20 protein-coding genes are annotated in these 19,744 nt (G+C 43.2%); 17 read left to right on the top strand and 3 right to left on the bottom strand.

Annotated elements, in window-relative coordinates; translation table 11 throughout:
• Positions 1-5 precede the first annotated feature (5 nt).
• From dat to AC0VX1_RS19485, 6 genes are all read left to right on the top strand, one after another.
• A complete protein-coding gene (gene dat / locus AC0VX1_RS19510) occupies positions 6-860 on the top strand; it encodes a D-amino-acid transaminase (RefSeq protein ID WP_098185867.1) in 855 nt (284 codons plus the stop codon).
• A 214-nt stretch (positions 861-1,074) separates the two neighbouring features.
• On the top strand, positions 1,075-2,313 hold the full coding sequence (locus tag AC0VX1_RS19505) for an Nramp family divalent metal transporter (protein WP_413010392.1): 1,239 nt from the start codon (positions 1,075-1,077) through the stop codon (positions 2,311-2,313).
• A gap of 233 nt (positions 2,314-2,546) precedes the next feature.
• Entirely contained in the window at positions 2,547-3,110 is a 564-nt protein-coding gene (gene thpR / locus AC0VX1_RS19500; protein WP_095679590.1) for an RNA 2',3'-cyclic phosphodiesterase, read from the top strand.
• A 19-nt stretch (positions 3,111-3,129) separates the two neighbouring features.
• The gene (locus tag AC0VX1_RS19495; RefSeq protein ID WP_475468444.1) at positions 3,130-4,137 is read left to right on the top strand and encodes an NERD domain-containing protein; all 1,008 of its coding nucleotides are present in this window, start codon (positions 3,130-3,132) and stop codon (positions 4,135-4,137) included.
• The gene (locus AC0VX1_RS19490) at positions 4,049-5,080 is read left to right on the top strand and encodes a diacylglycerol/lipid kinase family protein (RefSeq protein ID WP_475468442.1); all 1,032 of its coding nucleotides are present in this window, start codon (positions 4,049-4,051) and stop codon (positions 5,078-5,080) included. Before AC0VX1_RS19495 ends, AC0VX1_RS19490 begins: the two co-directional genes overlap by 89 nt.
• Positions 5,081-5,372: 292 nt before the next feature.
• On the top strand, positions 5,373-6,155 hold the full coding sequence (locus tag AC0VX1_RS19485; protein ID WP_034311469.1) for a phosphotransferase family protein: 783 nt from the start codon (positions 5,373-5,375) through the stop codon (positions 6,153-6,155).
• On the opposite strand, the gene AC0VX1_RS19480 is transcribed toward AC0VX1_RS19485, so the two are convergent.
• Positions 6,156-6,431, bottom strand: coding sequence for a YtzH-like family protein (locus tag AC0VX1_RS19480; protein ID WP_475468440.1), 276 nt, complete (start codon positions 6,429-6,431; stop codon positions 6,156-6,158).
• 242 nt (positions 6,432-6,673) lie between these two features.
• On the opposite strand from AC0VX1_RS19480, the gene trmB reads away from it, so the two are divergent.
• From trmB to AC0VX1_RS19465, 3 genes are all read left to right on the top strand, one after another.
• On the top strand, positions 6,674-7,312 hold the full coding sequence (gene trmB / locus AC0VX1_RS19475) for a tRNA (guanosine(46)-N7)-methyltransferase TrmB (protein WP_034309290.1): 639 nt from the start codon (positions 6,674-6,676) through the stop codon (positions 7,310-7,312).
• A gap of 309 nt (positions 7,313-7,621) precedes the next feature.
• Entirely contained in the window at positions 7,622-8,980 is a 1,359-nt protein-coding gene (locus AC0VX1_RS19470) for an IS1182 family transposase (RefSeq protein WP_475468438.1), read from the top strand.
• Between the two features lie 227 nt (positions 8,981-9,207).
• Positions 9,208-10,053, top strand: a complete 846-nt coding sequence (locus tag AC0VX1_RS19465; protein WP_475468437.1) for a YtnP family quorum-quenching lactonase — start codon at positions 9,208-9,210, stop codon at positions 10,051-10,053.
• 48 nt (positions 10,054-10,101) lie between these two features.
• On the opposite strand, the gene AC0VX1_RS19460 is transcribed toward AC0VX1_RS19465, so the two are convergent.
• Positions 10,102-10,419 (bottom strand): PepSY domain-containing protein, encoded by a 318-nt coding sequence (locus tag AC0VX1_RS19460; protein ID WP_034309283.1) that lies wholly within the window; start codon positions 10,417-10,419, stop codon positions 10,102-10,104.
• A 176-nt stretch (positions 10,420-10,595) separates the two neighbouring features.
• Between AC0VX1_RS19460 and AC0VX1_RS19455 the strand changes: the two genes are divergently transcribed.
• The 3 genes from AC0VX1_RS19455 to AC0VX1_RS19445 all read left to right on the top strand — a co-directional run bounded on the left by AC0VX1_RS19455 (position 10,596) and on the right by AC0VX1_RS19445 (position 13,256).
• Positions 10,596-11,669 (top strand): M42 family metallopeptidase, encoded by a 1,074-nt coding sequence (locus AC0VX1_RS19455; protein WP_475468434.1) that lies wholly within the window; start codon positions 10,596-10,598, stop codon positions 11,667-11,669.
• 80 nt (positions 11,670-11,749) lie between these two features.
• Positions 11,750-12,271 carry a DUF84 family protein gene (locus AC0VX1_RS19450; RefSeq protein WP_413021359.1) on the top strand — a complete coding sequence of 174 codons (522 nt, stop codon included), beginning with the start codon at positions 11,750-11,752 and terminating at the stop codon, positions 12,269-12,271.
• A 115-nt stretch (positions 12,272-12,386) separates the two neighbouring features.
• Positions 12,387-13,256: an AraC family transcriptional regulator gene (locus AC0VX1_RS19445; RefSeq protein WP_057276740.1), complete on the top strand. Its 870-nt coding sequence runs from the start codon at positions 12,387-12,389 to the stop codon at positions 13,254-13,256.
• Between the two features lie 132 nt (positions 13,257-13,388).
• Here AC0VX1_RS19445 and AC0VX1_RS19440 read toward each other — a convergent pair whose 3' ends face one another.
• Positions 13,389-13,838, bottom strand: coding sequence for a YtoQ family protein (locus tag AC0VX1_RS19440; protein ID WP_057276739.1), 450 nt, complete (start codon positions 13,836-13,838; stop codon positions 13,389-13,391).
• A 123-nt stretch (positions 13,839-13,961) separates the two neighbouring features.
• Here AC0VX1_RS19440 and AC0VX1_RS19435 point away from each other — a divergent pair, with 123 nt between their 5' ends.
• From AC0VX1_RS19435 to AC0VX1_RS19415, 5 genes are all read left to right on the top strand, one after another.
• A complete protein-coding gene (locus tag AC0VX1_RS19435; RefSeq protein WP_475468432.1) occupies positions 13,962-14,468 on the top strand; it encodes a hypothetical protein in 507 nt (168 codons plus the stop codon).
• A 109-nt stretch (positions 14,469-14,577) separates the two neighbouring features.
• Entirely contained in the window at positions 14,578-14,889 is a 312-nt protein-coding gene (locus tag AC0VX1_RS19430; protein ID WP_034309264.1) for a thioredoxin family protein, read from the top strand.
• A gap of 50 nt (positions 14,890-14,939) precedes the next feature.
• Positions 14,940-15,746: a DUF1444 domain-containing protein gene (locus AC0VX1_RS19425; RefSeq protein WP_057276737.1), complete on the top strand. Its 807-nt coding sequence runs from the start codon at positions 14,940-14,942 to the stop codon at positions 15,744-15,746.
• Positions 15,747-15,860: 114 nt separating this feature from the next.
• A complete protein-coding gene (locus tag AC0VX1_RS19420) occupies positions 15,861-16,160 on the top strand; it encodes a M20/M25/M40 family metallo-hydrolase (RefSeq protein ID WP_475468429.1) in 300 nt (99 codons plus the stop codon).
• 477 nt (positions 16,161-16,637) lie between these two features.
• Positions 16,638-19,463: a DNA translocase FtsK gene (locus AC0VX1_RS19415; protein ID WP_475468428.1), complete on the top strand. Its 2,826-nt coding sequence runs from the start codon at positions 16,638-16,640 to the stop codon at positions 19,461-19,463.
• Positions 19,464-19,744: the final 281 nt, after the last annotated feature.

Here is a 19,744-nt window from a genome sequence, read left to right as displayed (position 1 = left end):
AAGACATGGGAAAAATCATTTTTAACGGCGACCTTAAAAGCAGGTCCGAAGTAAAGGTAGATATAGAAGACAGGGGATATCAATTCGGTGATGGTGTCTATGAAGTCATCCGGGTTTATAATGGCGAATTATTTACGGAGGATATGCATCTGAACCGGCTGATGGACAGTGCGAAGTTGATTCAGATGAAAGTTCCCTTTGCCATAGCGGAAATCAAAACCCGCATGAAAGAGCTGATCGCTGAAAATCAACTGAAGGACGGTATCGTCTATATGCAGCTGACAAGGGGAGTATCTGCGCGTACACACTCTTTTCCAACTGCAGAGGTGGAACCGGTCTTTGTCGCCTATACAAAGGAAATGCCTTATACAGGCAAAATGAAGCCAGGGGTCAATGCTGTTACCACCGAAGATATACGCTGGCTGCGCTGTAATATCAAGAGTTTAAATCTACTGGGAAATATAATGGCTAAACAGCAAGCGGTGGAAGCCGGCTGTGGTGAAGCGATCCAGCATCGTGATGGTACGGTGACGGAGGGTAGTTCGTCAAATGTATCAATCGTGGTGGATGGGCAACTTAAAACGCATCCGGCCACAAACTTGATCCTGAATGGAATTACCCGTCAGGTGATGCTGAAGCTTTGCGCTGATCATGGGATTCCCTATGTCGAAGAAGCCTTTACGGTCGAGGACATGATGGCAGCCGATGAAGTTCTTTATACAAGCACTAGCGTCGAAGTGACACCAATTATAAATATCGATGGCCAATCGATTGCAGCCGGGGAACCCGGTCCGATAACTCAAAGACTGCAGAAACTGTTTTCCGAGGAAATCGAGAAGCAATGCGGTTCCATTAAATAGAGTAAGGCCCCTTTGCCACTAATGGCAAGGGGGTTTTTTATCTGTTAACCGGAAGCGAGATGGCCTTCCCCGAATCCCCGATCACGTTAATTACATCGATATGCAATCCTCCCTTTTTGACATTTTCAAGAACCAGGAATATACTTGCTAATAACCTAAAAAGTTTACCTGTCGCAACAATTTAAGTTGCGTATAAAAAGGAGTTGACATAGATATGTCCGATGTGTTGCATCAATCTTCTTCGAGAGGAATAAAAAAACTGCTTCCCTATCTAGGGCCTGCCTTCATAGCAGCTGTTGCCTATATTGATCCGGGGAATTATGCAACCAATATTACAGCCGGATCTAAATATGGCTATACGTTATTATGGGTTATCTTCGCCTCCAATTTAATGGCTGTGCTAATCCAATCTCTATCAGCTAAATTGGGGATAGCCACTGGAAAGAACCTTCCGGAGCTATGCAGGGAAAAATTTTCGAAAAAAACATCTTTCTTATTATGGATTCAGGCTGAAGCCGTTATAATGGCCACCGACCTGGCTGAATTCATAGGAGCCGCACTAGGGATTTATTTACTATTTGACTTACCGTTAATTACATCGGCAATCATTGCAGCGATTGGTTCCTTTGCCATTCTGGAAATCCAGCGCAGGGGTTATCGAACATTCGAAGCCCTGATCACGGTCATGATATTTGTCGTTGTGATAGCTTTTGGCGCTCAAGTTTTTTATGCAAAACCTGACACTTCGGCCGTTGTTTTAGGACTATTCACTCCAAAATTCGAGGGAGTGGACAGCATTTTACTATCGGCCGGTATGCTTGGAGCCACCGTTATGCCACATGCGATATACCTTCATTCCTCTTTGACTCAAAGAAGGATAGTCGGAGTGAACGATATGGAAAGAAAAAGGATTTATCGTTTTGAGCTAATTGACATTGTCATCGCCATGTTGATTGCAGGTGCGATCAATGCCGCCATGGTCATCGTTTCAGCTGCCCTATTTCATAAGAATGGAGCACTAGTGGAGGACTTGGATGTTGCCTATCAACAATTCGGGGCCATGCTTGGACCATCAGTCGCGATGTTCTTCGGAATAGGATTATTATTTGCCGGTTTATCGAGCTCATCCGTTGGTGTAATGACAGGTGATGTTGTCATGCAAGGGTTCATTAAAAGACATATTCCGATTTATTTAAGAAGGGTCATTACTACCGTCCCGCCACTGCTCATAATATTATGGGGAGTGAATCCATCCAAAGCGCTTGTGATGAGCCAAGTTGTCCTCTCGTTTGGCATCGCGTTTGCCTTAGTGCCATTGATCATGTTTACTAGCAATAAAAAAATCATGGGCAGCCTGGTCAACCATAAAATCACCTCGAGCATCGCTTGGCTTATAGCTGTACTTATCATTGGCCTGAACTTGTTCCTGCTTTACGAAACACTGTTCAGCTAATATGGGAATGGCAGGGAAGGACCGATTTTTGGTCCTTTTTTGCTGTTTTTTTCGTTAATCTACCCAGCCTGAAAAATACATTCCGGACCTGCGTATGATCCGCCAGGGGCTTTGTTCATAGGATGGTGGATTAGGGATATTCCTGTGGAGGGAGTATGTATTAGGAAGCCCAGGAAAAGGTATAGGCAATGGGAATTATGGTAAAATTAAAGGGAAAACAGGAAGGAATGGAAATGAACATGAATACTCATTTTTTCTTTGCTTTAGTACTGCCTGATGATATTAAGGCCTATTTAAATGCTGTTACGGAACAACTAAAGCCAGACTTTCCATTTAAGAAATGGCTGCATCCAGCCGATTATCATATTACGATGGCATTTTTGGGCAATGCTCCCGATACATTGAAAGAAGATGCTTTGGGGCGTGTGGGAAGCGAGCTTGCCAATGAGGCCTCATTCGGCTTGGAACTGGGCGATATCGGCGGTTTCGGCAAGAGTGATAGTCCAAGGATTCTATGGGCAGGCGTCAAGCAGCAAGAAAGGCTTTTTGCCATTCAAAGGAAAGTCTATAATTCCTGTATCGAGGCGGGTTTTGAACTTGATAAAAAGCCGTTTAAGCCTCATATTACACTGGCAAGAAAATTCGAGGGGGATAATCCCTTTTCGCTGGAGGGCGTTCGCCAGATGGCGAATGTGCAGGATAAGCATTTTGAAGCAGACCAGGTTGCGTTATATCAAACACATCTTGGAGCTTCCCCTTCATACGAGAAGATTTTTACGATAAACCTCCAAAAATAGAGAGATGGGTGGTGGTCGCATGGCACAGCTCATAAAGATGCAAGATTATATTTCCCAGTATGAGCAGGATATTTATCGTTATCCTACACAATTTGCGCGGTTGAAAAAACAGCAATGGGATAAATTGAAGGCTGCTTATAATGCGGGCGAGCTAGATCGGTTGTATAGTGAACATACTGAAAGTGAAACACAGGTCAAATTTGATCCTCCTCAGAAAGATTCGAAGCGCCTGTTTAAAAAGGTGAAAGGCATATTCCTCCGGACAGGTAAACAGGAGTCAGGGGCGGAAGAACTGCCGATGCCGAACCGGATTGAAGATCCTAATGTTTTTTCATTAAGGTTTCCGTTCCGGCCGGCCAGTCTCGATGAATTAAAGCAAAATTTTTTAAATCAATTGCTTCGTTTTCAAATGAAATGGGGGAGTTCGACGCTTCGTGAAAAGTCATTTGTGGACCAATCATTCTTTTTGGATGAGAGGCTCCGCTTTTTTCTGCAGCGTTTTCCGGATACGTTTCTCGTATTATATAAACCTATCTTTCTTTTGAAAAATGCGCCTGTTGAGGTCGAAGTCATTTTATTGACCCCAGTTGATGCTTGGTGCATCACGTTTCTGGAAGCGGAAGAAGACGCTGCTTTCATCGGATCAAGTGAACGATTCTGGGTCCGCAGGCATCATAAGCATCCTGATAAAAAGGTGCTCCATCCTTTGCTTGGTGCAAATCGGATGACGAACATCGTCTCCCAGTTATTTGAGCTATATGGAGTGAACATGCCGATTAAAAAGGTGATTTTATCCCGGAGCGGATATGTCGATTATCCCGAAGCCCCTTATGATATTACGATATTGGATAAACGGACCTTCCCGGAATGGTTCGAAAGGATGCGGGCCATATCGTCTCCGCTCAAGGCACAGCAGTTAAAAGGGGCACAGGCTTTGCTTGAACATTGCCAAACTACATCCAGCCTGCGACCTGAATGGGAAGCGGAGTATAACCAAACGGATGGAAATCAGCATGCCGCACCTTAAAGAAACGGTGTATTTCATTGTCAATCCAATGGCAGGAAATGGAGAGAGTTTGAAGGTTTGGAAAAAAGCCGAGAAAATACTGCAATCAAAAGCTGTTCCCCATGAGGTGTTTTTTACACGGGAAAAAGGGCATGCGCTAAGAATGACGAAGGAGATCCTATCAGGGACGAAGCAGGATACCCGGATGATCGCTGTCGGGGGTGATGGCACGATCAATGAAATGATAAATGGCGCCATTGGTTTCCCTCACGCTATCATCGGCTCCCTTGCGGCTGGATCCGGCAATGATTATGTAAGGGGCATTCAAAAAACCGAGAGTGTGGAAGAAGCACTTTCTTTATTTCAGGAGAATGCCTTTAGTGCCATTGATATTGGACAGTTCGAGACGAATGGCAAGATGGGGTATTTCGTGAACAGCCTGGGAATGGGCATTGATGCTGAAATTTCCGATGAAGCGGACCGTTCCCCTCTGAAAAAATGGTTTAATTTTATCAGAGCGGGTAAATTAATTTATCTGTTCATTTTTATAAAAAAGATAGTGACTTACAAGCCCGGCTGCATGGAATTGATCATTGATGGTGACCGGCATTTTTTGAAAAAGGTTTGGTTCATCGTTATTGCGAACCAGTCCTATTTTGGCGGCGGGATGAAAATTTCACCGAGGTCGAAGGTGGATGATGGCAGTTTGAACGTGATTGCGGTCCATGATATTCCTTTGTTGAAATTATTGACCGTCTTCATCACCGTTTTATGGGGCGGTCACCTGAACATTAAAAATGTTGATTCTTTTTCCGGTAAAAAGATAAAAATGAAGAATGAAGGGTCAGTGAAAATCCAGTCTGATGGGGAAATTGTTGGTAGGAACGAAGTAGCTGCAGTGGTTCTGAAAGAGAAATTGCGCGTCATGTTACAGGCTGATAACCGATACAAAAATATGAAATGATTTATTTGTTTTTGTTTTATGCGTATAATCGTTTTATAGTACTTGACGAAGAAACCGTTTTTCAACTAAAATTTAATTTATGGCTATTGTTTAATTGCTCAATAGCTATTTTTTTATTTCTCTAATATGAGGATGTTTTTAATTGCGGGTATCATCCCGATGCAAGTATATATGCAGCTTCGCCAGCAGGCGGATTTTTTATAAAACATGGACTCAAAGTAGTGGTAATACATACACTAGGTGAACGTACCCACATTTGTATGATTAAGCGAGGAAATCGAAGGTGAACCAGTTGGAACATTTATTAGGTCAGGAGTGGGATATATCCCCTGCTGGAGGAGCTACGGGAGAAGCCTTTATTGCCGAGAAAGAGGGGCAGAAGCTCTTCCTTAAACGAAATTCATCGCCATTTTTAGCTGTTCTTTCAGCTGAGGGCATTGTTCCAAAGTTAATGTGGACAAAACGCCTGGAAAATGGGGATGTAATTACGGCCCAGCATTGGATGGAAGGCAGGGAGCTATCTCAGCAGGAAATGAACAATATAAGAGTCGCAAAGCTGCTTCAAAAAATTCATCAATCCGATCCTTTGTTAAGCATGCTCAAAAGGCTTGGGAAATCCCCTTTACGACCTGAAAGTATACTTACAGACATAGAAACCGGGTTATCTTCGGATGTTACGGACATTCCGATTATCAAACAGGCCATCCATTTTTTACAGAACAATCTCCTGTTGATTGAATGCGACGAAAAAGTCGTCTGTCATTGTGATGTGAACCACAATAATTGGCTCATGACAGAAACGGACGGATTATTCCTGATTGATTGGGACGGAGCGGTCATAGGCGATCCGGCCATTGACCTCGGCATACTCCTTTATTCATATGTCCCGAGGGAAGAATGGAATCAATGGCTTGCCCGTTACGGCAAGAAGCTTGACGCAGGCCTGGAGATGAGGATGAAATGGCACACGGTTTCACAACTTGTGCTTTCCATCCAATGGCATCATCGCAGGAAGCGGTACGAGGAAAGAAATGAATTACTGCAAAAACTGGAAGCTTTATTGATGGTCAGCTGATCAGAATTGATCTATATCATCCACCCACTGGGACAGGTCGTTCTGGTGGGTTGAAATATGTGCATCTAAATCGGCTGTACCGATGCCCGTCTGACTGTATTCGTAAATCTCCGTCAGTATCGTTTTTACATTGCTGTCAATATCCATATTGATCATTAAGGATTTGACGAGCCTTTCAACCTGTTCACATTCAGAAACGGATCCGCAGCAGTCTGTTTGATGGTTGGTCAATATATCTTTCAATAGTGACATTTGGTGTTCATGGGAAAGCGGCATATAATGCCTCTCCTTTCTTAAACATGGATTCAAGGGATTCCCAGGTGGTGCCCGCCTGCCCTTCACTTATTTATGGTGTGTTTTGCTGAAAGTTTTATACATGAAAACTACAGTGACTGTCGCCTGGATGGCCGGCAGTTTTTTTATTTGACCAGTGGGTGTTTCCTGAAAAAATCAACTTGCAGGAATCCATACACTCGTGTTATGGTTTGAACGATTATATTATAAATAGGGGTGTCATCATGCGTTTAAGAAATAAACCTTGGGCTGAAGACCGTTTGAATGATTTTCCACAATATGTAATTCAGCAGCCAGTGAGCCATAAAGGTAAATGGCATGAAGTTTTCGGAAACGATAATCCGTTATATATTGAAGTGGGTACGGGAAAAGGCCGTTTCATCACAGAAATGGCAAAGGCCCATCCTGATGTGAATTTCATTGGAATTGAAGTATATGGAAGCGTCATTGTCGCTGCATTGGACTTGCTGATTGAAGCGGATGTTCCAAATTTAAAGCTGTTGAATGTTGACGCAGCGAACTTAGGGGACTATTTTGCAAAAGGTGACGTGGATCGCGTCTACTTGAATTTCTCTGATCCATGGCCGAAATCACGTCATGCAAAACGCCGGTTAACATATAAGACCTTCCTCGAAGTATATGAAGGCATCCTGCCAGACAAAGGCGAGATTCACTTCAAGACGGATAATCAAGGGTTGTTCGAATCTTCTTTGAAAAGTATTTCCGAATACGGCATGCTCTTGAAATTTGTAAGCCTTGATTTGCATAACAGCAGTTTTGAAGGCAACATCATGACTGAATATGAAGAAAAGTTCTCGAGTAAAGGCAATCGGATTTACCGATTGGAAGCAATGTTCCAATAATCAACGATCAGAAACCAGGTGCACAGCATCTGGTTTCAGACTGTAGACAAACTCGATGAAAATCGAGTTTGTCTATTTTTATGGCTTGTACAATTTGGACGTTGATTTCCACTCCAGGCACTCGCTTTCCGCGGGCGGTCGGGGAGCCTCCTCGGCTTTCGCCTGCGGGGTCTCCCCTAGACGCGCTTTCCCCGCAGGAGTCTCGTACCTTCCGTTCCAATCAACTTTGTCTTACCTTTTAGATAGAACACTTTTGCCTGGAGTCATTTTTGTTTTAAAATAGAAGTATTAAAACTTGAGGTGATGAGGATGCTTTCTAAACATGATTCTATTCAGCGAGATCAACTTGAAATGATTACGTTAGATCAACTGGTGCCACCGAACCATTTGGTTCGTAAAATGGAGGCTGCCATTGACTTCACTTTCATTTATGACTTGGTGAAAGAGATGTATTCAGAGTTTGGACGCCCAAGTATTGATCCAGTTATTTTAGTTAAACTGACTTTCATTCAATATACCTTCGGTATTCGTTCCATGCGTAAAACGATTGAAGAAGTTGAAACCAATATGGCTTACCGTTGGTTCTTAGGCTATGGTTTCCATGATAAAGTACCTCATTTTTCTACGTTCGGGAAGAATTATGAGCGACGCTTTAAAGATACAGACCTGTTTGAACAGATTTTCTATCGCATTTTAATGACAGCTGCTAATAAAAAGTTAATAAGTGCTGAACACGTTTTCGTGGATTCCACACATGTGAAAGCCAGTGCGAATAAACGGAAATTTGAAAAGAAAATCGTTCGTAAAGAAACACGAGCGTATCAAGGACGTCTTCAAGAAGAAATCAATCAAGATCGTGAAAACCATGGAAAAAAGCCTTTTCCACCAGATAAATTTGATAAAGAAGAGACCAAAGAGATTAAAGAAAGTATAACGGATTCTGAGAGTGGCTACTATGTGAAAGATGAACGAACAAAACAGTTTGCCTATTCATTCCACGCGGCCACAGACCGTAACGGTTTTGTATTGGGAACGATTGTAACACCTGGAAATACACATGACAGTCAGATCTTAGAGCCACTAGTTGAACAAGTGATTGAGAAAGTTGGAAAACCGGAAGCCGTTGCCGCAGATGCAGCTTATAAAACACCAGCGATTACAAGCTACCTATTTAACAAAGAAGTCATACCGGCTTTACCTTATACACGTCCTCGCACCAAAGAAGGTTTTTTCCGCAAACAGGACTATGTATACGATGAACATTTTGATTGTTACCTTTGCCCTGCGGGCGAAACTTTAAAGTACTCAACAACAAATAAAGAGGGCTATCGCGAGTACAAATCGCCAAAACAAATTTGTACAACATGCTCATTTTTATCTCGGTGTACAGAAAGCAAAGACTGTCAAAAAGTGGTGACACGGCATATCTGGCAAACACATGTGGAAGAAGCAGATCATCTGCGTCATCATCAAGATGTAAAACCTATATATGCAAAACGTAAAGAAACAATTGAGCGTGTATTCGCAGATGCAAAAGAAAAGCATGGTATGCGTTGGACTACTTTAAGGGGACTTAAAAAATTGTCAATGCAGGCGATGCTTACTTTCGCTGCCATTCATTTAAAGAAGATGGCCAATTGGACATGGCGAGGTCCAAAAATGGCCTAACATGTGGGCTCGTAGAGCCGCAACCTCTTAACTTTAGGCGAAAATTCAAAGGGAATTTCAAAAGGGGTGCAGAATTTTTTAATTCCGAACCCCTTTTGTCTACAAACTGAAACCAGGTGCACAGCATCTGGTTTTTTTGTTTGTTTATGATTCACGGGGATGACTTGATTGTTATCAATTTCAATATATGGAAGCGGGTGTTAAACTAAAGGCAGAGGAGGGGTAAAATGGAAACGATGCAATTAGGGGAAATAAAATTAACATGGTTGAATGGCGGTGTGACACACTTGGATGGCGGTGCGATGTTCGGTGTTGTACCGAAGCCGCTTTGGTCCAAGAAGTATCCCGTTAACGAAAATAACCAAATCGAGTTACGTACGGATCCGATTTTGGTCCAGGCTAATGGATTGAATATGCTTATAGATTCCGGCATTGGCAATGGAAAGATGAATGACAAGCAGAAACGGAATTTTGGGGTGACGGAGGAATCCAATCTTGTCGAAGATCTTGGCAGACTTGGGATTCAGCCAAATGATATCGATTACATTTTAATGACCCATCTGCATTTCGATCATGCCTGCGGGTTGACGAAACGTGAAGGTGAAACTTGGGTGCCTGTTTTCGAGCGTGCAGAAATCATTACGACCAAAACGGAATGGGCGGAAATGAAAAACCCGAATATTCGTTCAAAAAGTACATATTGGTCAGAAAACTGGGAGGCTGTCGCTTCTCTTGTACGTCCTTTTGAAGGGGAACAGGAAATTACGGCCGGCATTAAAATGATCCATACCGGGGGGCATAGTGATGGACATGCGATCATCATCATAGAAGATGGCGGGGATAGATTGATCCACATGGCAGATATCATGCCGACGCACGCTCATGCGAATGTCCTCTGGGTCCTCGCTTATGATGATTATCCCATGACTTCCATCGAGGCGAAGGAAAAGTGGATGAAATCCGGACTGGAAAATGGGTCCTGGTATAGCTTCTACCATGATGCTCAATACTGTGCCATCAAATGGGATGCAACGGGTAAGGAGATACTAGCCGAATTGAAACGGAAGCGTTAAAAGGAAAGCACAAGGAGGACGTCATCTGACGGCCCTCCTTTTTTTGTTTCAATCATTTTGAGCATTAAGCTCCAATATCGTTCCTGTCGAAGCATCTGCAACAAATTCGAATTGCTCGCGTTTACCTTCTGTATTTCTGGTGATCCCGCCTTTGTACACTTCATAGTCCAAATCGTTTTTTGTATAGTTCTCCGGCTTCATCAAGATCCATGAGCCATATATATTTCCGTCCTTTTTGACTGTTTCCTTCACTTGGGCCAAGACTTTATCGGGAGAAGGTTTACTTGACTGATCCAATAATTGTTTTGCTGCATAGCCAGCAGCAAACCCGGCTGCAGTACCTAGTAAAAACGTTTTCCAATTCATTGATTTCTCCTCCATTGCATTTTATAAAATCACTTCTTCTAGTATACAGAAGAACGCTTTATTTGACTAATAATTTGAAATTTTACCCATAAACTGATAAATTAGAACTTTCTAGTGTAACATGATGCTAAGTTTTGTAAAATAGAAAGAAACAATACATAGTTAGGGGTAGAAAAATGAATCATGAGACTTTGGAGCTTTTTAAAACATTGACGGAATTACCGGGAGCCTCGGGAAATGAACATGCAGTTCGGAGTTTCATGAGGAGTGAGCTGGAAAAGTATTCGGATGAAGTCGTCCAAGACCGCCTTGGCGGAATATTTGGCTTAAAAAGAGGGAATGAAGAAGGGCCGACTGTCCTGGTTGCCGGGCATATGGATGAGGTGGGCTTCATGGTCACTTCCGTAACGGAAAATGGAATGATTCGTTTTCAGACCCTTGGAGGCTGGTGGAGTCAAGTGCTTTTGGCCCAAAGAGTCGAAATCATTACCGATAACGGCCCGGTCATTGGTGTAATCGGTTCGATTCCTCCTCATTTGCTTGATGATTCGCAACGCTCAAAACCGATGGATATCAAAAATATGCTGATTGATATCGGGGCGGATGATAAGGAAGACGTGAAGCGAATCGGTATTAAGCCCGGTCAGCAGATTGTACCGATTTGTCCATTCACGCCGATGGCCAATGAAAAGAAAATCCTTGCAAAAGCGTGGGATAATCGTTACGGGTGCGGACTTGCAATCGAATTATTAAAAGATTTAAAAGATGAAACGCTGCCGAATATCTTATATTCCGGAGCAACCGTGCAGGAGGAAGTGGGATTACGGGGTGCGCAGACTGCAGCTCATATGATCAAACCGGATCTTTTCTTCGCTTTGGATGCAAGTCCGGCGAATGATATGTCCGGCAGTAAAAGTGAATTTGGCCAGCTAGGGAAAGGGGCACTGCTCCGCATTTTTGATCGTTCGATGGTTACGCATCGCGGCATGAGGGAATTCATCCTTGATACGGCAGAATCGAATGAGATTCCGTATCAATATTTCGTTTCCCAGGGCGGCACGGATGCAGGGCAAGTCCATATTGCAAACGAAGGAATTCCAAGCGGGGTGATCGGTATTTGCTCCCGCTATATTCATACACATGCATCCATGATTCATATTGATGATTATGCCGCTGCACGTGAACTGATTGGGAAATTGGTTCGTTCCTGCGATAAATCGACATTTGAGACTTTGATAAATAACGGTTGATGGAGGAAGCTGAAATGGAAAGGGTGCAGTCATGTATCCTTTTCCATCAGCTTTTTTTACATAGAAGGAAGGTAATTATATTGAAAATAGCAGTAGGCAGTAAGAATCCGGCGAAAGTAAGTGCCGTGCTTGGTGTATATGAAGATGCTGAAATCATTTCGCTTCAAGTGGAGAGCGGGGTTCCGGAACAGCCTTTTTCAGATGAGGAAACGATGGAGGGGGCCATGACACGTGCCCGGAATTGCTTGATTCACAGTGATGCCGATATGGGCATCGGACTTGAAGGCGGTGTCGTGAAAATGGGACAAGCCCTGTTTCTGTGTAATTGGGGTGCAATGGCCACGAGGGGCGGTGAGGTTTTTGTAGCTGCCGGAGCGAGAATCCCGGTTCCGGAAATCGTTGCCGGGAAGGTGCTGGACGGTGAAGAGTTGGGCCCGGTGATGGACGCCTTCACAAAGCAAGAGAATATTAGCAAAAAGGAAGGGGCGATCGGCGTATTTACAAATGAGCGAATCACGAGGGGAGAAATGTTCCTTCATATCATGAGGATGCTAGCCGGTCAACACGAATATAAGCTGAAAATGAGAAAGCACGATTTATGAATCACTGTCATGGAAAGGCGTCTTCGAATGGAAACGAACACTGCCAAAACTGAGCAGAATAAGACAGGGTTTTATTGAGCGGTCTTGGTACTATAGTGACAAGGGGTGAGCGAATATGGGGTGGGTAGAGTCAATCCAAAAGGCCATCGACTATATCGAAGAGCACTTATTGGAGGACCTTACGATCGAGAGCATTTCCAGGCAGGCGAATGCTTCGGCTTTTCATTTTCAACGGACCTTCACCATTTTAACGGATATTTCCATTGGTGAATATATCCGGCGCCGAAGACTGACTTTAGCTGCCCAGGAGATATCATCCACAAATGGCAAGGTCATTGATTTAGCCTACAAGTACGGCTATGACACCCCCGAGGCATTCTCAAAAGCTTTTCGAAGGCAGCATGGGGTATCTCCAAGCGAAGCGCGAAAGTATATGGGGAAGCTGAAATTCTATGAACGCCTGATGATACAGGTCATTCTGAAAGGGGCAAAACCGATGAAATACAATATCCTTGAAAGGGATTCCTTTCAATTGATAGGAATCAAGCAAGAGTTTTCCTTGGTTAATGAAGAGAATTTGATTGGGATTCCAAAGTTGTGGGAGAAAGTCAATTCGAATGGAACAGGAGATAGGTTAGCGAAGTTGAACAATGGCCAAATAAATGGTTTGCTTGGTGTATGTGTCGATAAGCGTAATGTGGAAAAAAGTGAAACGATGGATTATTGGATAGGTGCAGAGTATGCCGGGAAAGTGCCTGAAGAGTTTTCGACCCTTACGATACCGGCTTCCAAGTGGGTTGTATTTGAAGTTCACGGACCTATGCCTGATAGCATGCAACAAGCTTGGAAGCGGATTTTTTCCGAATGGTTCCCTACGAGCGGTCATGAACATGCCGGAACTCCTGAATTGGAAGTATACGACAATGCGGATGCTTCAAACCCTGACTATTACTCCGAAATTTGGATTCCGATTAAAAAGGGATAGTATTCAACCATCAAAATCATTCTTTATTCGCTTGCAGGGGGTTAGGCATCTAATTTGCCCCTGCAAGCTTTTTTATTTGTAAATATGAAATGATCAGCCCTTCATTTTTGTACTGGTTAAGGGCAGGGAGATTTACAGCCCGTCTTCAAAAATATAGGAAAGCACCTTCATGGCTTGGTTCACGGATTCGACCGTGACACTCGCCTTTTCCGATAATTCCTTTAAGGCATGGTGATGGGTTTCCGGGCGAATCAAAATAAGCGGTTTTCCCAGGGAAATGGCAGTGCTTGCGTCCATGGCAGTATTCCACTGCTTATATTTCTCGCCAAACAGAGCGACGACAAGATCGGCTTTTTTCATCAAAAGACCTGTCCGCAAATTATTGATTTGGGAAGCGGCTGCATCCTTCAGGATAGGATTCGGCTGTTCCCCGAGGACATCTTCACCGATATTATCGGAGCGTTCATGATTTTCCATCGGGCCGACGAATTCTAATGGAAGCTTCAGTGCAGCGGCCTTATCTCTCAACTCATTTCTCCAATTTGAATGGATTTCCCCAGCAAGATAAACGGTTAACTTCATTGTTTTCCTCCTCGATATTAAAATTGCTTTCATTGTACCATGTTTATTAGAAAATGGATGAATTCCATAAATAAGGATAATATTATCCATAAGATAGTAAAAGAGACGGCTGGAGGAATGGCGATGGATTTATCGAATAAGAATTTCCTTGTTATCCTGTTGATAAGCAGTTTGATCGTAGGCTGCTCAGGGATCGAGAGACAAACCGAAAAGGCAATGAAGGCTGCTGAAGTGGCTTTTCGTGACGATGAAAAACAGCCCAATCAAGAGGCAGGGCTAATTCAGGTCCATCTGCCCAAGGATTTTAAAGTAGTGGAAGAACATGATAATAACTTGATTTTACAAAAAGGTGATCAGATTTATATATTATTTGTCAATCCAAATGAAAAAGAAGACAGTTCCGTGTTATATTTGGCGATTAAGGAACAAGAGGATCAATTTGAAGTGCTGCATTCTTTTCAAACTGATGATAAATTCGGCTTTATTTCAATTAAAGAAATACCGAAAGAAAAGTATGAGCTTGCAGTGGGGATCGGCGGGGTGAAACTGACAACGGAAACGGATAAAGACCAATTAAAAACCGATGCAAAACAAATGATGGAAATCGTTTCATCCGTGCCCCAGAGATAAGCTGACCCCTGCCTTTCAACCGATCCGTATTAATGGTTGATTCGGGGAGAGTCTGGTATGATGGGATTATAAAAATTAAGGTGTCATTTAGAGCAGGAGGAATATTCAAATGGAAAAATTACAAACCGTCGAGCAATATGATGCATTGAAAAATGAAGGCAAACATATCTTTCTTTTTTCCGCTACATGGTGTGGAGATTGCCGTGTAATCGAACCGATAATGCCGGAGATAGAAACGAAATTTCCTGATTTTACATTCATTTATGTGGACCGTGATGAATTCATCGATGTGTGTGCGGCTAATGATGTATTCGGTATACCAAGTTTCATCGCCTATGATAATGGTAAAGAGCTAGGCAGATTCGTGAGCAAGGATCGCAAAACGCAAGAACAAATTGAGGAATTCATTCAATCACTATAATCAAAATCCCCTTCTCGCTGGGGATTTTTCAATGAAGAGGAGGGTCAGTCATGAAAATGGACAGCACGAAGCTGAAAAATATTTTGAAGGAACGTTTAAAAGATGAGGGTCGGACATTCAAATTCGATAGCAAGCAAGATACGTTACGGGTGGAAAATGTGAAGACCGGGAAAGGGATCACCATCGAGTTGCCTCCTGTACTTGCTAACTATGAAAACGTACAGGAAAAGGCCATCGATGAAATTATTTATTACGTGGAAGAGGCCCTGAATGTGATGGGGGGAGAACACAGCATGGAAGGCAAGGAGAAATTCATTTTCCCAGTCATCCGCTCGACATCCTTTCCAATGGAATCGGAAGACGGAAATCCGTTTTTATTCGATGAGCATACAGCTGAAACCCGGATTTTTTATGCCCTTGATTTAGGTAAAACCTACCGTCTTATAGATGAAAAGATGATTCAACGGGAAAACTGGCAGGGTGACAGGATCCGTGAAATTGCCCTATTTAATGCCCGTTCGCTCTCCACTGAAATGAAGTCGGATATCGTTGCAGGTAATGCATTTTATTTTTTGAACACGAATGATGGATATGATGCCAGCAGGATCCTGAATGAATCATGGCTTCGGGAAATGAAGGACAAGGTCGAGGGAACCATGGCTGTGGCCATTCCCCATCAGGATGTCATCATCATTGCCGATGTGAAGAATGATACGGGCTATGATATTCTGGCGCAAATGGCGATGAGCTTCTTTGCCAGCGGTCATGTTCCGATTACGGCTCTATCATTCCTTTACGAAGAAAATGAGTTGGAGCCCATCTTCATTATGGGTAAAAACAAAAAGCGTGAACAATAATATAGGGAATCACAAAAGGACCGTGTCAGCATCTGGCAGCGGTCCTTTTAAAGTTTGATAGAGTTTATAACTCTCTTGTAGTTGATATTTATTTTTTAATCGGTGATAATATAATTGAAATATTTTGAAAATATGGATAAAACATTCGGTGTTCAGTGCGAACTTACATATGTGCCCGATTATCCTCCGCTATACAATGACCCTGAACTGACTGAATTCGTGAAAAATAGCCTGGAAAGCATGAATGACAAAGAAATTAAGAAGGTAGTCGGATTTCCGGTTTTTTCAGGTTCAGAAGATTTTTCGTATTATGCAGAAGCTGCTTCTTTTACATGGGCTGTAAACCGAAAGGGGTGGAGAAGGCATATTTCAATCACCATCCTAAATTCGACATTGATGAAGATGCCCTTTTGATCGCTTCAAATCAGTGGCCCAGGTTGTTTGCCGTTTTTATGAATGGAACTAGTCCTTTGGTCTTCGTTTGCAAAAAAAACGGAGAAACCCACAAAACACCGTTCGGTATTAACGAACGGTGTTTTATGGGTTGCGACAGGCAATAGGATTCTGCCGGAGGTTTCATGAAGGATGATGCAATGAATTGGCCAGTCTGTTTTCAAGTCAGCATGAAAACTTAATCTCTTTGTAAACGCGATTTAACAGCTGTGTTTTATTTAAATAGTAGACTAGGGGCTAATGTTATTTGGTGATGATAGGTTTAAACCCATTGCAGAAGGGGTTTAATAGGGTAGGAGTTCTGCGAAATACGTTAAGGTAGCAAGAATGCGATAAAAAAGTAGATACTAATCCCAATTTAGCTTAAATTTTCTCGATATTTTTAAAATAACTGGTAGAATTAGTTACATAACTACAGATGTAGAAAGAGTGATAGTTTTGAAATGGCTAAATAAGATGAAAAAATGGTTCCAAGCAGAGGAAATTATTGAAATCGAAGAGATTATTATAGATGAACCGCTTGATGAAGAGACATTGAGGAAAATGGATTTTTCGCAGCTTACGAAGTCAAAGAAAGAAGAAATAAAGGTTTACAATCAAAAAGTGGAAAAAATGTCCCAGACGCCAGACCCGGATACGAAAATCCTGTTTCAATATCCAAAAGGCCAGTTCAAGTTTCCGCTCATTCCAGACCGGGAGCAGAATAAAAGAAAACCTAGGGAAAGAAACAGGGAAGACAACGAACCCAAACAGGGGAAGAATGTGACTAAAGAAACAACGAGAAGGCCTGTAAGGGATCCTGAACCAAAACGGAGAAGCTTTGACCGTGAGGAAAATTCAAAAATAGTCCCGTCAAATACTCCATTCCGCCCAACGGAAATCCCATCACCCATTTACGGGTTCCGTCGTCCGGAAAAAAAAATAGTCCCTTCTGAAGAAATTGTCGAATATGAATTGGAAAGCAAAATGCCCATCTTTAAAAAAGAAGAACCCGCTATCGAGATTCCGGTATCGATCCCTGAAATCTCAAAAGATGCGTCACATGAGGAAATGACGGCAAAACCTGCCATTCTTATACCGGAACAAGCGGAAAAAAAAAGGGAAGATACGGAGATACCCGCTTTCTTTCGTAGAAATTCCACTGAGTCATTGCCAGAAGAATCGGTAAGTGAGCCTAACATAATTAAGCCTGAGGTAGAAAAAGAGGCTATTGAACAGGACCAAGTCGATTTTGGACGCGAAGTCGCCGTATCCATCATGGAACAGGCGGACGACACACGGCCTGAAGCGATATCGGTTCATGGGGAGGCTGCTGTACAATCCAATCAACCATCCGTAAGTCAAGGGACAATGCCTGAAAATGACTCATCTGAGGCAATACCTGAAGTGCAGCCTAAAAGTCCGAAAAAACATATTCCATTTAATGTGATGATGCTTAAGCAAGATCGGGAAAAAAATGGCTTCATGAATAAAATGATGCCGGAAAAAAAAAGCCTTAATCCGGAAAGGGCAGTAGTTTCACCTGATAAACGAGCAATGGATGATGCTGCTCAATCGGAGGAGGGACAAGCGGAACCATCCGCCATTCCCGAACGGAAACCGGAGGAAGGCAGAGTTATGCCGAAAGAGGAGACTCCGGACATTGCACCTGCCTTTTTGGACACCGAAACCGCCGCCGGGCCTGAAAATACAGGTGAATCCGTTATTGGTTCCGACCCTAAGCCGCTTCTGGAACAGGAATCCCCCATTTCTGGAGATGGGTATCAAGAAGCAGTTTTAACAGAGACAGCGGAAATTGGCCAGGGCAATGCCCTTGAAGTTTTTGATTCCGTGGAAGCGGATGATAATCCATACTATGTGTTTCCGGATATCGAATTGCTGACACCTCCCACTTATGCTGTGCATGATGATGAGTGGCTCGGGGAACAGACTGTATTACTTGATCAGACCTTGAAAAATTTCAATGTCCGTGCAAAGGTCGTCAATGTCACCCAAGGACCGGCAGTCACTCGTTTCGAGGTGCATCCGGAGCCGGGAGTGAAGGTGAATAAAGTGACGAACCTGATGGATGACATCAAATTAAGCCTTGCTGCCCAGGATATGAGGATGGAAGCGCCCATTCCGGGTAAACATACAATCGGCATCGAGATTCCGAACAGGAAAAGCAAACCGGTATTTTTGCGTGAGGTTTTGGAAAGTACTGAGTTTCAAGAGCATGAATCACCGCTCGCCGTGGCTTTAGGCCTCGATATATCCGGTCAGCCGATCATCACGGATTTGAGAAAGATGCCTCATGGTTTGATAGCCGGGCAAACGGGATCGGGGAAAAGTGTCTGTATCAACACCATGCTGGTCAGCTTGCTGTATAAAGCGACGCCGCAGGAGCTTAAATTACTGTTGATCGATCCGAAAATGGTCGAGCTCGCCCCATATAACCGGATCCCGCATTTGGTCAGTCCAGTCATAACCGATGTAAAAGCCGCTACGGCTGCGTTGAAATGGGCTGTAGAGGAGATGGAACGGCGTTATGAATTGTTTGTACATGCCGGTGTACGTGATATCACCCGCTTTAATGAACAAGCGGAAAAAGCCGGTCAATATTCAAGCAAGCTGCCGTATATCCTGGTGATCATCGATGAGCTTGCGGATCTAATGATGATGTCCCCGGCTGATGTAGAGGAAGCGATTTGCCGGATTGCTCAAAAGGCCCGTGCCTGCGGCATCCATTTGATTGTAGCCACTCAAAGACCTTCAGTCGATGTCATAACTGGATTGATCAAGGCAAATATCCCGACAAGGATTGCTTTTTCGGTTTCTTCACAAGTGGACTCCCGTACAATCATCGATAGCGGCGGTGCAGAAAAACTTTTGGGAAGAGGAGATATGTTATTCGCTGAAAACGGCTCTTCAAAAACGGTGCGCCTGCAAGGGACTTTCGTGAGTGATGAAGAGATTGATCAAGTGGTCAACCATGTTAAACGGGAGCAGCAGCCGAAATACCTGTTTGAACAGGAAGACTTGCTGAACAGGGCCCAGGTCACGGAAGAAGCGGATGAACTGTTTTTCGAGGCATGTGAATTTGTCGTGAGCCAGCAGGCCGCATCTGCATCGAGCGTCCAACGGCGTTTCCGTGTCGGATATAACCGTGCATCGCGTCTAATAGAAATGATGGAGCAACAGGGGGTTGTTTCCGAATCCAGGGGCTCAAGGCCCAGGGATGTATTGATTACGCAAGAAGAGCTGGAATTTTTACATGTTAATTAAGAGAACCTAATAAAAGGAAATTGTATATAATGTGAAAGGGTGAAAACCCTTTTTTATCACCTTAATTGAGGGAAAAGCCAATGATTTGATAAATTGGCATCCCCCTGACATGGATGAATGAATAAAAAAGTGATATAATAGTTTTTTGTTGATGAATGATTGAAAATAAAAGTTCGAAAACCTATGAAGAAATTGCGTTACTAACAAGTCTCGTAATGGAAAAACAAATAAAAGATGACGTCATATACTGTCATACAGGTAGACGATTGGTGGAGGTTCGC

It is taken from the genome of Peribacillus sp. QJM3NY_7, from assembly GCF_056173225.1.
Note: the sequence above shows the minus strand (reverse complement) of the source record. Positions and strands in the feature narration are given on the sequence as shown.

What these genes read in the sequence shown, in the direction of transcription:
- dat (WP_098185867.1), top strand. Translation starts at nt 6, where the DNA reads ATGGGAAAAATCATTTTTAACGGCGACCTTAAAAGCAGGTCCGAAGTA.
- AC0VX1_RS19505 (WP_413010392.1), top strand. Translation starts at nt 1,075, where the DNA reads ATGTCCGATGTGTTGCATCAATCTTCTTCGAGAGGAATAAAAAAACTG.
- thpR (WP_095679590.1), top strand. Translation starts at nt 2,547, where the DNA reads ATGAACATGAATACTCATTTTTTCTTTGCTTTAGTACTGCCTGATGAT.
- AC0VX1_RS19495 (WP_475468444.1), top strand. Translation starts at nt 3,130, where the DNA reads ATGGCACAGCTCATAAAGATGCAAGATTATATTTCCCAGTATGAGCAG.
- AC0VX1_RS19480 (WP_475468440.1), bottom strand. Translation starts at nt 6,431, where the DNA reads ATGCCGCTTTCCCATGAACACCAAATGTCACTATTGAAAGATATATTG.
- trmB (WP_034309290.1), top strand. Translation starts at nt 6,674, where the DNA reads ATGCGTTTAAGAAATAAACCTTGGGCTGAAGACCGTTTGAATGATTTT.
- AC0VX1_RS19470 (WP_475468438.1), top strand. Translation starts at nt 7,622, where the DNA reads ATGCTTTCTAAACATGATTCTATTCAGCGAGATCAACTTGAAATGATT.
- AC0VX1_RS19465 (WP_475468437.1), top strand. Translation starts at nt 9,208, where the DNA reads ATGGAAACGATGCAATTAGGGGAAATAAAATTAACATGGTTGAATGGC.
- AC0VX1_RS19460 (WP_034309283.1), bottom strand. Translation starts at nt 10,419, where the DNA reads ATGAATTGGAAAACGTTTTTACTAGGTACTGCAGCCGGGTTTGCTGCT.
- AC0VX1_RS19455 (WP_475468434.1), top strand. Translation starts at nt 10,596, where the DNA reads ATGAATCATGAGACTTTGGAGCTTTTTAAAACATTGACGGAATTACCG.
- AC0VX1_RS19445 (WP_057276740.1), top strand. Translation starts at nt 12,387, where the DNA reads ATGGGGTGGGTAGAGTCAATCCAAAAGGCCATCGACTATATCGAAGAG.
- AC0VX1_RS19440 (WP_057276739.1), bottom strand. Translation starts at nt 13,838, where the DNA reads ATGAAGTTAACCGTTTATCTTGCTGGGGAAATCCATTCAAATTGGAGA.
- AC0VX1_RS19435 (WP_475468432.1), top strand. Translation starts at nt 13,962, where the DNA reads ATGGATTTATCGAATAAGAATTTCCTTGTTATCCTGTTGATAAGCAGT.
- AC0VX1_RS19430 (WP_034309264.1), top strand. Translation starts at nt 14,578, where the DNA reads ATGGAAAAATTACAAACCGTCGAGCAATATGATGCATTGAAAAATGAA.
- AC0VX1_RS19425 (WP_057276737.1), top strand. Translation starts at nt 14,940, where the DNA reads ATGAAAATGGACAGCACGAAGCTGAAAAATATTTTGAAGGAACGTTTA.